A 14,092-nucleotide genomic window follows, 5' to 3' on the forward strand; every position below is an offset into this window, starting at 1 on the left:
GGCCGTTCTTCGACGGGGCCCACGGGCCCCGTCGTCGTATCCGCCCCGCAAGCGCATCTGCCGCGCCGCCGGCCATGATCGGCGAACAAAAAAAGAGGCCGCGCACCCGGAGGTATCGCAGGCCCCTCGAAACCGGCTTTGAGCCGGAGGACGGTGTTGTGGCACATCTCCGGCCGTACGGGCCGGACGGCGGCATCGTACGCCGCCGGCGAATCTAAGGCAACACTTAATTTATTACACGCAAGTAGCTGTTTTAAATAGAAATTGCGTCCACGATCTCGCGCTGGATGGCCTCCGCGGCCACCCGGGGATCGGCCGCCAGCCGGATCGGGCGCCCGACCACGATCGCATCGGCACCGTCGGCGAAGGCCTGCGCCACGCCGACCGTGCGCTGCTGGTCGTCGCCCACCGGGCCGCCGGGACGGATGCCCGGGCAGACGATCGAGAAATCCGCACCCGTGGCGCGACGGATCGGCGCGGCCTCCTGGCCGGAGGCGATCACGCCGTCGATACCGGCCGCCTGCGCGGCCAGCGCGCGCTCGACCACCACCTCGACCGGTTCGCGGTCGATGCCCATCTGCATCAGGTCGGCGCGCCCCATCGAGGTCAGCACCGTCACCGCCAGCAGCCGCATTTCGCCGCCGTTGGCCTCGGCGGCGGCCTGCATCATCGCCGGATGCCAGCCATGGATCGTGCAGTAGTCCACCGGCCATTGCGACAGCCGCCGGATCACGCCCGCCACCGTCGCCGGGATGTCGAAGAACTTCAGGTCGACGAACACGCGCTTGCCGCGCCGGGCCAGCGCGTCGAGCACGTCGAAATACTCGCCCGAGGCCAACAGCTCCATGCCGATCTTGTAGAACGACACCGACTCGCCGAGGCGATCCACCCACTCGATCGCCTCGGCGCGGCCGGGCACGTCGAGCGCGAAGATCAGCCGCTCGCGCGCACCCAACGGCAACGGGCCGCGGCTCATGGCGCCACGTCCAGCGCGGCGCGCTTGGCGTCGTGGCGGGCCTGCCACGGCTGGCCGTAGTCGTTGTTGAACTGCGCCGGCTCCCAGCCGCCGTAGCTCGGGTTCGGCAGCATCCACCAGCGCTCGCCGAACCAGTCGTGATATTGCTGCAACAATGCGCCGCGACCTTCCGGCGTATTGGCCGCCACCTGCACGAAATCGCCGAGCTGGTCGCCGAACTGCATCAGCACGCGGTACTTCTGGCCGGCGAGGCGGCGGCGGCAGTTCTTCTCGCTGCCGTTCTGCTCGCAATCCTTCACGAAGGTGCCCAGGCCCAGGAACACGCCGTCGTCGGCCACCGGCATGCCTACCGCCTTGAGATTGGCGAGGGTCGCCTCCTTCAGGTGCACCGCGCGATTGGAGATGTACAGCACGGTGACGCCCTTGGCGTTGGCGGCCCTGGCGAAATCCACCACGCCGGGGATCGCCCTGGCCTTCTTCTCGGCCACCCAGGCGTCCCAGCTCACTTCGTCGTATTCCTTGCCGTTGCGCACCAGCCGCGCCTGATAGGGCGAGTTGTCCAGCACGGTCTCGTCCACGTCCATGATCACCGCCGGCTTCAGGCCGTCGGCGGCATTGGCGCGCTCTTCCGGCACCAGCGCATCCCAGTGCTTCTCCTTCAACGCGGCATCCAGCCTGTCGGCGGCGGCGCGGTAGGTCTGCTCGGCCAGCGCCTTGTACTCCTCCGAGCGCTGCATCCACAGCACGGCGTTGAGATTGTCGTCGCCGGCAGGGAGCGCCGCGGGCTTGGCGGAGGCGGCATCCGCCGGTTTCGCCTCGTCGCCGGCCGGTGCGCTGGCCGGCTGTGCCTGCGACGCGGCATCGTCCGCGCGCTTGCAGGCCGGCAGCGCCAGCACGGCACCGATCAGGAGCGGTAGGGTCAGGGAAGCGGAACGGCGCATGGCATCCAACCGAAGTAAAGACCCGCAATTCTACCGGCCGGGCTTCGGCGGTTCGACATCGGCGTCGGCTATCCTGCGCGCCCAGCCTTCCGGAGCCCGCGCGCATGCATACCGACTCCCTGCCCGAACTGCCGGTCCTCGACGCCGCCCAGGCGCGTGCCCTGGGGTGCCTGATCGAGAAGGAAGCCACCACGCCGGACGCTTACCCGCTCACGGTCAATGCCACCCACGTCGCCGCCAACCAGAAGACCGCGCGCGACCCGGTGCTGGCGCTGGAGCCGGGCGAGGTCCACAATGCGCTGCGCCGCCTGGAAGCCCTCGGCCTGGTGCGCCAGCAGTTCTCCTCGCGCGCCGAGCGCTACGAGCACCGGCTCGGCAGCGCGCTCGACCTGACCCAGCAGCAGGTGGCGCTGCTGGGCCTGCTGCTGCTGCGAGGCCCCCAGACCGCCGGCGAACTGTTCGCCCGCAGCGAACGGTTGGCCCGCTTCAACGACCTGGACGACCTGCGCCACCACCTCGACCGGCTGGTGCAGCGCGCGCTGGCGGTCGTGGTCCCGCGCGCCAGCGGCCAGCGCGAGGACCGCTACATGCACCAGCTGTGCGGCGCGGTGGACGTCGCCGCATTGGCCGCCGCCGCGCCGACCACGCATGCCGGCGTCCCCGGAGGCAACGACCTGGACGCTCGCGTGCGGGTCCTGGAAGACCAGGTGGCGCAGCTGCAGGAACAGCTCGCGCTGCTGCAGGAGCGGCTACAGGGCACCGTCTAACCGCTTTCCGTGAAGGCGGGAATGAGGACGGGTCGCTTGCGCGCCATCGGCTCGCACCCGGCCAGGCCTTCGCAGGGACGACGGGCGGCTCCGCTCCGAACGGAGTCGCCCGGCTCAGAAGATGAGCTCGTAATACGCCCGCGGCTCGCGTTCGGCCGCGATCTTGTACTCGCCCTGGCGACGCAGCCCGAGCTTTTCCAGCAATCGCACCGAGGCGGTATTGCCCGGCCAAACGATGCCGCACACCCCGCGCATCCCGAGTACGTCGCGCGCATGCGCCAGTACCGCGCGCGAAGCTTCCTCCGCGTAGCCGCGGCCATGGTGCTCGTCGAGCAGGGCGTAGCCGATGTCGGCCAGTTCCAGGTCCGCCCGCTGGATCAGGCCGGCGGTGCCCAGGAACGTCCCGGCATCGCGCAGCTCCAGCGCGTAATGGCCGAAGCCGTAGGTCGCGTACTGCGCACCGAGCCATTCCCGCAGGTAGTCGGCCGCCTGCTCGACGGTACGCACGCCGCGATCGGCGATGCCGCGGATGAAGCCGGGCTCGTTGAGGAGTACCAGCATCGCCGCCGCGTCGCGCTCCGGTTCCAGCTCGCGCAGGCGCAGGCGCTCGGTTTCGATCACGACGGGCACGATCCGCTCCTATGGGAAGGCAGTGCAGCCTGCCGCACAGGAACGAGGCTGGCAAGGTCCCGGCGCGCCTCCGCCCGGAACCGCCATGCCGTCCCTTCGATCAGTCGAACAGCGCCTGGATCGCCGCCAGCCCGGCCTTGGCGCGTTCCTGCTTGCGCTCGGCATCGGCCACCGGATCGGCGCCGTCGCGCTGGATCTCCTCGGCCGGGATCTCGTCGAAGAAACGGCTCGGCTTGAGCCGGATCTGCTCGCCGAACTTGCGCGTCACCCGGCTGTAGCTCATCCACAGCTGCTCCTTGGCGCGGGTGATGCCCACGTACAACAGCCGCCGCTCCTCCTGCAGGTTGCCCTCGTCCAGGCTGACCTCGTGCGGCAGCACGCCGTCCTCGCAGCCGACGATGAACACGTAGCGGAACTCCAGGCCCTTGGACGCATGCAGCGTCATCATCCGCACCTGGTTGCCGCCGTCGTCCTTGTCGTTGCGCGACAGCAGCGCCAGCTGCGCGGCCAGGTCGCCCGCGCTGGCGCCGCGCGGGCCGCCCTCGAACCACTCGGCCAGTTCCTCCAGGTTGGCCTTGCGGCGCTGGAACGAGGCCTCGTCCTTGGCCTGGTTGCGCAGGTCGGCGACCAGGCCGGATTTCTCGGCCAACAGCCGCACCAGGTCGGCGGCGGGCAATTTGCCGGCCGCCTGGCGCAGCTCGCGCAGGATGTCGGTGAACGCGCTCAGGCCGTTGGCCGCGCGCGGCGGCAACTGCTGCAGCGCGCCCATCGACTCGGCCGCGCGCGACATCGGCACGTGCTTGGCCGCGGCCAGCTCGGCCAGCTTGGCCAGCGAACTGGCGCCGACCTCGCGCTTGGGCGACTGCACCGCGCGCAGGAACGCCGCGTCGTCGTCCGGATTGACCAGCAGGCGCAGCCACGACAGCACGTCCTTCACTTCCTGCCGCTCCAGGAACGCCGTGCCGCCGGTCAGGTGGTAGGGCACGCGCAGCAGCTGCATCGCCTTTTCCAGCGGACGCGACTGGAAGTTGCCGCGGAACAGGATGCAGAAATCGCTCCACGGCACCTGCTTGCTGGTGGCGATGAAGGAAATCTCCGCGGCGACCTTTTCCGCCTCGTGGTCGCTGTCGCGGCACTCCCATACGCGGATGCGCTCGCCGTCGGCCTGGTCGCTCCACAGCGTCTTCAGGTGCTCGTGCGGGTTGTGCGCGATCAACGCGTTCGCGGCGCGCAGCACGCGGTTGGAACACCGGTAGTTCTGTTCCAGCTTGATCACTTCCAGCTGCGGGTAGTCCTTGCCCATCTGCAGCAGGTTTTCCGGGTTGGCGCCGCGCCAGGCGTAGATGCTCTGGTCGTCGTCGCCCACGCAGGTGAAGTTGCCCTTCGGCCCGGCCAGCATCTTCAGCAGCCGGTACTGCGCGTCGTTGGTGTCCTGGCACTCGTCCACCAGCAGGTAACCGATGCGCTCGCGCCAGGCCTTCACGATCTGCTCGTTCTCCTCGAGGATCTGCACCGGCAGGCGGATCAGGTCGTCGAAGTCGACCGCGTTGAACGTGGTCAACCGCGCCTGGTAGCGCGCGTACAGGCTGGCCGCCTCCATCTCGCGCGTGCTGCGCGCCACCGCCATCGCCTGCTCCGGCGACAGCCCGGCGTTCTTGGCGCGCGAGATCAGGTTCTTGGCGTCCTCGATCGCGTCCGGCTTGGCGCCGTGCAGCAGGTCCTTGATCTGCGCGGTGGCGTCGTCGGTATCGAAGATCGAGAAACCGCGCTTGAGCCCGGCCGCCTCGTGCTCGATCTGCAGGAACTTGAGACCCAGCGCGTGGAAGGTGCAGATCGTCAACCCGTCGGCGCCGTCGCCGCGGATGCGCTTGGCCACGCGTTCGCGCATTTCCTTGGCCGACTTGTTGGTGAAGGTGATCGCCGCGATGCGCCGGGCCGGGTAGCGCCCGGTACCGATCAGGTGCGCGATCTTCTCCACGATCACGCGCGTCTTGCCGCTGCCGGCGCCGGCGAGCACCAACAGGGGACCTTCGCAGTGCAGGACCGCGGCGCGCTGGGGAGGATTGAGACCGTGCATGGGCGAACTTCCGTCGGCCGCGCATTGTAGCCAGCCCGGAGGGACTGGGCCGAGCGTTGACAACCCCCGTCGACTGGTCTATCCCTGAATTCTCGGCCGTGGGCGCGGCCAGTCGCACTGGAGCCCGACAATGGATGTTCGTTCTCGCATCATCGGCTATCTGTCGTCATCGTTGCTGGTTTTGGCCTGCGCTGCATCGGCTGCCACGCCGGAAGACTGGCAGGACCGCATGATCCGGCAATCCAACACCTATCTGGACAGCCACCCAGACCAGCGCCTTCGCAAGCAAGGGCTCAATGCGCTGAAGGCCGGACGCTACGAGGAAGCGGTGCGCAGTTTCACGCGCGCGGCGGGCTACGCCGACAAGGCCTCGCAGGTGATGCTGGCCGAAATGTACTGGGACGGGCACGGCGTTCCGCAAGATCGCGCCCTGGCCTATGCCTGGATGGACCTGGCGGCCGAACGAGGCGGACAGGGGGTATTGGCGCGTCGGGAACATTACTGGGCCGCGCTTGGCCCGGCCGAGCGTACACGCGCCGTCAGCCTCGGCAAGCCTCTGTACGCCCGCTATGCCGACGATGTCGCCCAGCCCCGGCTGGAGCGCAACATGCGCGCGACGCGCCAGCAGGTGACCGGCAGTCACGCCGGTTATGTCGGCGATGTGACCGTGTGCATCCGCAAGGAACAGGTCGTCCACCAGAATGCCATCATCGCCGACACTTGCCGGAACGGCGCCTCCGGAGAGGCGTTCTTCGCCGACCGGCTCTGGGAGCCGGCCAGATACTGGGCCCGGCAGGACGAATTGCTCCAGGCTGCCCTGTCCCCGCGGGTCGACGTGGGCCCGCCCAATGCCACGGCCGCGCCTTCGTCTCCGGGCGACCGAACCGCGCGGTGAACCACTGGGCAGGCCGTGGTACCGGCGCGCTCGGTAGAATCCGCCGATGGCCAAGCTCTACTTCTACTACTCGGCGATGAACGCCGGGAAGACCACCACCCTGCTGCAGTCGGCGCACAACTACCGCGAGCGCGGCATGCGCACGCTGATCCTCACCCCGAAGCTGGACCATCGCGCCGGCAGCGGCGTGGTCGCCTCGCGCATCGGCCTGAGCGCCGAAGGGGTCCCCTTCGACCAGGGCACCGACCTGGAGCGGCTGGTCGAGGCGGATATCGCCGCGCACGGCAGGCTCAATTGCGTACTGGTGGACGAAGCGCAGTTCCTGCGCCGCGCGCAGGTCTGGCAACTCAGCGAAGTGGTCGACCGGTTGCGCATCCCGGTGCTGTGCTACGGCCTGCGCACCGATTTCCGAGGCGAGCTGTTCGAGGGCAGCCAGTACCTGCTGGCCTGGGCCGACGAGCTGCAGGAGATCAAGACCATCTGCCACAGCGGCAGCAAGGCCACGATGACCGTACGCGTGGACGAACACGGCCATGCCGTGCAGGACGGCCCGCAGGTGGAGATCGGCGGCAACGAGCGCTACGTCTCGGTCAGCCGCGCCGAGTTCAAGAAGATCATGCGCGGCGAAGGCCGCATCGAGCCGCTGCAGGAATCGTTGCCGCTGCGTTGACGCCCCGCGTCTGTGGGAGCGGCTTCAGCCGCGACGGGGCTTTTCCGCTCAAATCCCGCACAGGGGCATGTGCGGGCTCTGCAGAGGGGCCTGCATGAAAGCCCCATCGTGGCTGAAGCCGCTCCCACGGGAATCGGGCCTCAATACAACTTGCGCTCCGCCACCGGCGGCGGCGTCCATTGGTACAGCCAGGTCTCGGTCAACGGCCGTCCGTCCGCGCCGCGCAGGTACAGGCGGATGTCGATCTGCTCGGTCGATTCGTCCGGCGGTACCACGTCGAACATCGCGCGGTAGCCGGAGATCTCGTGCAGCGGCCGTGCCGAGACGATCTCGGCCTTGCCGCGCGTGAGCTGCAACACCGCCTCGACCTTCAGGTCGTTGGCCTTGGCCAGTTTCGCCAGCTCGCCGCCGGCGAAGTCCACGGCGAAGCGCCACGAGAAGTACTTGCGCTTCTGCCCGACCACGCCGCCCAGCCCGGTGCGGGTCGCCACGCAATGCGCCAGCGGCGAGGACGCCGGCGGCTGCGCGCCCCAGTACAGGCGATAGCCGTACAGCAGCTCCTGCCCCGCCTGCGGCTTCTCGGCCGGGTTCCAGAACGCGACGATGTTGTCGAAGGTCTCGTCCACCGTGGGGATCTCGACCAACTGCACCGAACCCTTGCCCCATCCCTGCTTGGGCTCGACCCACAGGCACGGGCGCTTCTCGTAGAACACGCCGTCGTCCTGGTAGTGGTCGAAGTTGCGATCGCGCTGCAACAGGCCGAATCCCTTCGGGTTGTCGTCGACGAACATGTTGAAGCGCAGGTGCGGCGGATTGCACAGCGGCCGCCACAGCCACTCGCCGCCGCCGGTCCACAGCGACAGGCCATCGGTGTCGTGGATCTCCGGGCGCCAGTCCCAGGCCATGCGGCGGTCGTTCTCGCCGTACTGGTACATGCTGGTGCATGGCGCGATGCCGAGCCGCTCGATGGCCTTGCGCGGGTACAGCGCGGCATCGACGTCCATCAGCAGCACGTCGCCGTTGGTGATCGCGAAGCGGTACGCACCGGCCACGCTCGGCGAGTCGAGCAGGCCATAGACCACCACCGTGTCCGAGTCCGCCGCCGGTTGTTCGAGGTAGTAGGCGATGAAGTCCGGGAATTCCTCCGGTCCGCCGCTGCCGGTATCGATCGCCAGGCCGCGCGCCGACTGCCCGTACTGCCCTTCCTTGCCGACCGCGCGGAAGTAGCTGGCGCCCAGGAACGCGGCGAAATCGCGGTCGGTATCCTGCCGGGTGTTGAGGCGGAAACCGGCGAAGCCGAGATCCTTCGGCAGGCCCGCCCCGCTCAGGCCGCTGCTGCCGTAGTCGAAGGCGGCCGGATCGTACGCCAGCTCCTGCGCCTTGCCGTCGACCACGTCGAACATCCGCACCGGCGTGTGGAAGTACAGGCCCAGATGGAAGAACTTCGCCTGGAACTTGCCGGGCACGTTGGCCCACAGCGCGTGGTCCTGGCGATAGCGGATCGACTGGTACTGGTCCCAGTCCAGCGCCTCGACCGGAGCTGGCAAGGTGCGCTTGTGGCTTTGGTAGTCGCGACTGGCGAGCGCGCGGGCCTGGCCCTTCAGCCAGGCATAGTCGAAGGGTTGCGGCTGGCCGAGGCGGCGCAGGCCGACCGCCTGGGCGGCCAGCGCCCATTGCGGGAGGGCGGGCAGCCCCAGCGCGGCGAGAGCGGCGGCGGCATTCTTCAGGAAGTCGCGTCGTTGCATGGGCTGTCTAGCTGGGCATCGGGAGGCACATGATAGCCAGCCGCCGGTGATGACGAAGGCCAGGGCCTACCCGGGCGGGCAGGCACCTGCCAGCGCGAGCGCATCCGCCTGCTCGCACAGGAAGCGCCGCTGCGCCGCCGCCTCGTCCGGGCCGTCGTAGCGCAGCAGCGTCCATCGCTCGGCCGCCTGCATCGACGCGCCCGGCGCGAGATGCCGATAGGGCGCGTGCACTTCCATCTCCAGCAGGCCCGCGGGCGCATCCCCGGCGGGAGCATCCACGTACAGCTCCACCTGGCCTTGCTCGGGATGGATGCGCTCGCGCGGCTGGTGCGCGAAACGGATCACCAACGCCTGCCGTCCCTGGAACCCGGCCATCCACCCCGCCGCCGGCTGAAGCAGGAACTTGCCGCGCTGCGCCGCGCGATCATCCTTGGCCGACAGCACGAGCATGCCGTCGGCACGGACGTGGGCGGGCACGCTGAATCCTTCGCCGGCGGGCTGGATGCGCACGTCCGCCGGCGCGGAGGAGACCGGCACGAACACGCGCGTGGCGGCCGGCACCCGCGTGTTGAACCACAGGTCCCAGGCCACCGCTTGCTTGCGCACGTTGCGGGCTTCCACCTGCAGCTCGACGCTGTCCGGCCGCTCCCTGGACAGCGCAAAGCGCTTGCGCAGCTGCACGCCGCTGACCGGGCTTTCCACGCCGAGCAATGCGAGCGAAGCCGGCGTGCGCTCCAGCGTCCGTGTCGTGGCGAAGCCGAGATACGGGTCCGGCGGCCAGTTGGCCCGCGCCTGCCGGCGTGCCGGGTTCGCCTGCTGGTGCAGCCACCATTCGCTCTGCGGCCCCACCCAGACATCGTGGCCCAGATAGGCGATGTCGCCGGCGTCCGCGCTCACCGGGGGATCGGGCCGGTCCTTCACCGCCTCGCCGATCTTCAGGAAGTTCGGTTCGCCATCGCGCTGCAGCCCCAGCACGCGCCCGCCCAGTCCGGGCGTGACGGTCAGCCGGAGGGTACCGTTCTCCAGCGCGATCTCCTCCACCGGCGCCGGGCCCGCCAGCGCGGAGGCGCACCAGCAGGCGAGCAGCGCAGGGAAGGCAAGCAAGCGGTGCCTGGACATGTCGAAGATCCTCCCTCGGAAGCCACCGATTGTCGCACCGGCCTGGCGCCTGCCGGCAAGCGGCGCAGAGGCGAACCGGTGCCGGGACTCAGCGCTGGCAGCGACCGCACCATACCGTGGCGCGCTGCCCGATCGTCGCATGCCTGAGTACGCGTCCGCAGCGCACGCAGGCTTCGCCTTCGCGCCCGTACACCATCAGTTCCTGTTCGAAGTAACCGGGCGCGCCATCGGGACTGATGAAATCCCGCAACGTGGTACCGCCGCGGGCGATCGCATGGCCGAGGATCTCCTTCACTGCGGCCGCCAGGCGCTCGTAGCCGGCCCGCGACACCTTGCCGGCCTCGCGGCGGGGATCGATCCCGGCGCGGAACAGGCTCTCGGCCGCATAGATGTTGCCGACGCCGACCACGATGCGCTGGTCCATCAGGAAGGTCTTCACCGGCGCGCTGCGGCCCTTGGCGAGCCCGTGCAGGTAGCCGCCATCGAAATCGTCCGAGAGCGGTTCCGGCCCGAGTTCCGCCAGCAGCGGATGCAACTCGCCCGCCGCTTGCCAGAGCAGGCAACCGAACCGGCGCGGGTCGTTGAAGCGCAGCACGTGGCCATTGGCCAGGCAGATGTCGACATGGTCGTGCGCGCGCGGCAGCACGTCGCCGGGCAGCACGCGCAGGCTGCCCGACATGCCCAGGTGGATGATGGCGCTATCGCCCCGATCGGTGTCCAGCAGCAGGTATTTCGCGCGGCGCCGGATGCCGGCGATGCGGGAACCGGGCAGGCGGTCCTCGATCTCCGCGGGAATGGGCCAACGCAGGTCGGGGCGCCGCAGGATGACGCCATGGATGGCCTGCTGCAGCAGGTGCGGCAGCAACCCGCGACGCGTGGTTTCGACTTCGGGGAGTTCGGGCATGCAGGGATTGTAATCCCGGGCCTCTTGGCCCGGACCTTTCCGGCGTGCGGCATCGTGGCCCGCGCCGGGCAAGACGTGTCGCACGGTCTGCGCGAAGTGTTTTCAATATTAAAGTGCGGGAGGGGTTGGTGCTGTTTTTGTTTTGCGCAAAGAACAACCCCCCAGCTTTAGGGCTGGGGGGTTGTGGGGTAAAGCCCCTGGCGATGACCTACTCTCGCATGGTTTAGACCACACTACCATCGGCGCGGCTGCGTTTCACTTCCGAGTTCGGGATGGGATCGGGTGGTTCCACAGCGCTAATTTCACCAGGGAGACGGTTGGAGCGTCGCCAGAGTTTGCTTCCATCCTCGGGGAAGGGAAGCGCATACGGCGCTCGGTCTCGCATGGGGACTTGTGACGTAGCGTGCATTGGGTATCTACCAACGTGTTCGTTGGGACCAAGGCAACTTGAGGTTATATGGTCAAGCCGCACGGATCATTAGTATCAGTTAGCTCAACGCCTTGCAGCGCTTACACACCTGACCTATCAACCACGTAGTCTACATGGTTCCTTTAGGGGGCTTGAGCCCCGGGAGATCTCATCTTGAGGCGCGCTTCCCGCTTAGATGCTTTCAGCGGTTATCGCTTCCGAACATAGCTACCCGGCAATGCCATTGGCATGACAACCGGAACACCAGAGGTTCGTCCACTCCGGTCCTCTCGTACTAGGAGCAGCCCCTCTCAAATCTCCAACGCCCATGGCAGATAGGGACCGAACTGTCTCACGACGTTCTGAACCCAGCTCGCGTACCACTTTAAATGGCGAACAGCCATACCCTTGGGACCGACTACAGCCCCAGGATGTGATGAGCCGACATCGAGGTGCCAAACACCGCCGTCGATATGAACTCTTGGGCGGTATCAGCCTGTTATCCCCGGAGTACCTTTTATCCGTTGAGCGATGGCCCTTCCATACAGAACCACCGGATCACTAAGTCCTACTTTCGTACCTGCTTGATCCGTCGATCTTGCAGTCAAGCACGCTTATGCCTTTGCACACAGTGCGCGATGTCCGACCGCGCTGAGCGTACCTTCGAGCTCCTCCGTTACTCTTTAGGAGGAGACCGCCCCAGTCAAACTACCCACCATACACGGTCCCCGACCCAGATCATGGGCCCAGGTTAGAACGTCAAGCACGACAGGGTGGTATTTCAAGGATGGCTCCACCACAGCTGGCGCCATGGTTTCATAGCCTCCCACCTATCCTACACAGACGAACTCAACGTTCAGTGTAAAGCTATAGTAAAGGTTCACGGGGTCTTTCCGTCTTGCCACGGGAACGCTGCATCTTCACAGCGATTTCAATTTCACTGAGTCTCGGGTGGAGACAGCGCCGCTGTCGTTACGCCATTCGTGCAGGTCGGAACTTACCCGACAAGGAATTTCGCTACCTTAGGACCGTTATAGTTACGGCCGCCGTTTACTGGGGCTTCGATCAAGAGCTTCGCCTTGCGGCTGACCCCATCAATTAACCTTCCAGCACCGGGCAGGCGTCACACCCTATACGTCCACTTTCGTGTTTGCAGAGTGCTGTGTTTTTGATAAACAGTCGCAGCGGCCTGGTCACTTCGGCCTTCGTCAGCTATAGCCCGCATGGGCCACCAACAAAGGCGCACCTTCTCCCGAAGTTACGGTGCCATGTTGCCTAGTTCCTTCACCCGAGTTCTCTCAAGCGCCTGAGAATTCTCATCCTACCCACCTGTGTCGGTTTACGGTACGGTCTTCGTGAGCTGAAGCTTAGGAGCTTTTCCTGGAAGCGTGGCATCAGTGACTTCGCCCAAAAGGGCTCGTCTCGGTGCTCGGTCTTGAAGGATCCCGGATTTGCCAAAGATCCAAACCTACCGCCTTTCCCCGGGACAACCAACGCCCGGTACACCTAGCCTTCTCCGTCCCTCCATCGCACTCACGCGAGGTGCAGGAATATTAACCTGCTTCCCATCGACTACGGCTTTCGCCCTCGCCTTAGGGGCCGACTCACCCTGCGCCGATTAACGTTGCGCAAGGAAACCTTGGGCTTTCGGCGTGCGGGTTTTTCACCCGCATTATCGTTACTCATGTCAGCATTCGCACTTCCGATACCTCCAGCGAGCTTCTCAACTCACCTTCGCAGGCTTACGGAACGCTCCTCTACCGCGCATACGAAAGTATGCACCCCAAGCTTCGGTTCTGTGCTTAGCCCCGTTAAATCTTCCCCGCAGACCGACTCGACCAGTGAGCTATTACGCTTTCTTTAAAGGGTGGCTGCTTCTAAGCCAACCTCCTGGCTGTCTGTGCCTTTCCACATGGTTTTCCACTTAGCACAAAATTTGGGACCTTAGCTGTGGGTCTGGGTTGTTTCCCTTTTCACGACGGACGTTAGCACCCGCCGTGTGTCTCCCATACAGTCCGTCTCGGTATTCGGAGTTTGCAATGGTTTGGTAAGTCGCGATGACCCCCTAGCCATAACAGTGCTCTACCCCCGAGAGGATACATATGAGGCGCTACCTAAATAGCTTTCGAGGAGAACCAGCTATCTCCGGGTTCGATTAGCTTTTCACTCCTAATCACACCTCATCCCCTACCTTTGCAACGGGAGTGGGTTCGGGCCTCCAGTTGATGTTACTCAACCTTCACCCTGGGCATGACTAGATCACCCGGTTTCGGGTCTACTGCCCGCGACTATGCGCCCTTATCAGACTCGGTTTCCCTTCGCCTCCCCTATACGGTTAAGCTTGCCACGAACAGTAAGTCGCTGACCCATTATACAAAAGGTACGCAGTCACCCTTGCGGGCTCCTACTGCTTGTACGCACACGGTTTCAGGTTCTATTTCACTCCCCTCTCCGGGGTTCTTTTCGCCTTTCCCTCACGGTACTGGTTCACTATCGGTCGGTCAGGAGTATTTAGCCTTGGAGGATGGTCCCCCCATGTTCAGACAGGGTTTCACGTGCCCCGCCCTACTCGTCTTCACTGCCATGGCCCTTTCGAATACAGGGCTATCACCTTCTATGGCCGGCCTTTCCAGACCGTTTTCCTAAAACCATAGCAGCTTAAGGGCTAGTCCGCGTTCGCTCGTCGCTACTGACGGAATCTCGGTTGATTTCTTTTCCTCTGGTTACTTAGATATTTCAGTTCACCAGGTTCGCCTCCAGCAGCTATGAATTCACTGCAGGATACTGCCGAAGCAGTGGGTTTCCCCATTCGGACATTGCCGGATCAAAGCTTGTTGCCAGCTCCCCGACACTTTTCGCAGGCTGCCACGTCCTTCATCGCCTCTGACCGCCAAGGCATCCACCGTGTGCGCTTATTCGCTTGACCATATAACCCCAAGTCGCCTCGGAGTCATCTGTG

10 protein-coding genes and 2 rRNA genes are annotated in these 14,092 nt (G+C 65.8%); 3 read left to right on the forward strand and 9 right to left on the reverse strand.

Annotation, left to right across the window (positions count from 1 at the left end):
- Window positions 1-253 precede the first annotated feature (253 nt).
- Together pyrF and M3M27_RS19610 are read right to left on the reverse strand one after the other, a co-directional pair.
- Complete coding sequence (gene pyrF / locus M3M27_RS19605; protein ID WP_434026710.1) at window positions 254-976, reverse strand: orotidine-5'-phosphate decarboxylase; 723 nt, start codon at window positions 974-976, stop codon at window positions 254-256.
- Window positions 973-1,926 carry a 5'-nucleotidase, lipoprotein e(P4) family gene (locus M3M27_RS19610; protein ID WP_434026711.1) on the reverse strand — a complete coding sequence of 318 codons (954 nt, stop codon included), beginning with the start codon at window positions 1,924-1,926 and terminating at the stop codon, window positions 973-975. The genes pyrF and M3M27_RS19610 overlap by 4 nt, the downstream gene beginning before the upstream one ends.
- 95 nt (window positions 1,927-2,021) lie before the next feature.
- Here M3M27_RS19610 and M3M27_RS19615 point away from each other — a divergent pair, with 95 nt between their 5' ends.
- The gene (locus M3M27_RS19615; RefSeq protein WP_434026712.1) at window positions 2,022-2,684 is read left to right on the forward strand and encodes a YceH family protein; all 663 of its coding nucleotides are present in this window, start codon (window positions 2,022-2,024) and stop codon (window positions 2,682-2,684) included.
- A gap of 114 nt (window positions 2,685-2,798) precedes the next feature.
- Here the strand turns inward: M3M27_RS19615 and M3M27_RS19620 are convergent, their stop codons facing one another.
- Together M3M27_RS19620 and rep are read right to left on the reverse strand one after the other, a co-directional pair.
- Window positions 2,799-3,314, reverse strand: coding sequence for a GNAT family N-acetyltransferase (locus M3M27_RS19620; protein WP_218569889.1), 516 nt, complete (start codon window positions 3,312-3,314; stop codon window positions 2,799-2,801).
- A 100-nt stretch (window positions 3,315-3,414) separates the two neighbouring features.
- On the reverse strand, window positions 3,415-5,391 hold the full coding sequence (gene rep / locus M3M27_RS19625; RefSeq protein ID WP_434026713.1) for a DNA helicase Rep: 1,977 nt from the start codon (window positions 5,389-5,391) through the stop codon (window positions 3,415-3,417).
- A gap of 130 nt (window positions 5,392-5,521) precedes the next feature.
- On the opposite strand from rep, the gene M3M27_RS19630 reads away from it, so the two are divergent.
- Window positions 5,522-6,286 carry a hypothetical protein gene (locus M3M27_RS19630; protein ID WP_434026714.1) on the forward strand — a complete coding sequence of 255 codons (765 nt, stop codon included), beginning with the start codon at window positions 5,522-5,524 and terminating at the stop codon, window positions 6,284-6,286.
- A 46-nt stretch (window positions 6,287-6,332) separates the two neighbouring features.
- Window positions 6,333-6,956: a thymidine kinase gene (locus tag M3M27_RS19635; protein WP_140727947.1), complete on the forward strand. Its 624-nt coding sequence runs from the start codon at window positions 6,333-6,335 to the stop codon at window positions 6,954-6,956.
- Window positions 6,957-7,096: 140 nt separating this feature from the next.
- Here M3M27_RS19635 and M3M27_RS19640 read toward each other — a convergent pair whose 3' ends face one another.
- From M3M27_RS19640 to M3M27_RS19660, 5 genes are all read right to left on the reverse strand, one after another.
- Window positions 7,097-8,701, reverse strand: a complete 1,605-nt coding sequence (locus M3M27_RS19640) for a glucan biosynthesis protein (protein WP_434026715.1) — start codon at window positions 8,699-8,701, stop codon at window positions 7,097-7,099.
- Between the two features lie 66 nt (window positions 8,702-8,767).
- The gene (locus M3M27_RS19645) at window positions 8,768-9,820 is read right to left on the reverse strand and encodes a DUF4380 domain-containing protein (RefSeq protein WP_434026716.1); all 1,053 of its coding nucleotides are present in this window, start codon (window positions 9,818-9,820) and stop codon (window positions 8,768-8,770) included.
- A gap of 88 nt (window positions 9,821-9,908) precedes the next feature.
- Complete coding sequence (gene mutM / locus M3M27_RS19650) at window positions 9,909-10,724, reverse strand: bifunctional DNA-formamidopyrimidine glycosylase/DNA-(apurinic or apyrimidinic site) lyase (RefSeq protein ID WP_140727944.1); 816 nt, start codon at window positions 10,722-10,724, stop codon at window positions 9,909-9,911.
- 195 nt (window positions 10,725-10,919) lie between these two features.
- Window positions 10,920-11,034, reverse strand: a 5S ribosomal RNA gene (gene rrf / locus M3M27_RS19655).
- A 147-nt stretch (window positions 11,035-11,181) separates the two neighbouring features.
- Window positions 11,182-14,059 (reverse strand): 23S ribosomal RNA (locus M3M27_RS19660).
- Window positions 14,060-14,092 lie beyond the last annotated feature (33 nt).

It is taken from the genome of Xanthomonas boreopolis (genome assembly GCF_046529185.1).
Classification (GTDB): Bacteria; Pseudomonadota; Gammaproteobacteria; order Xanthomonadales; family Xanthomonadaceae; genus Pseudomonas_S; species Pseudomonas_S boreopolis.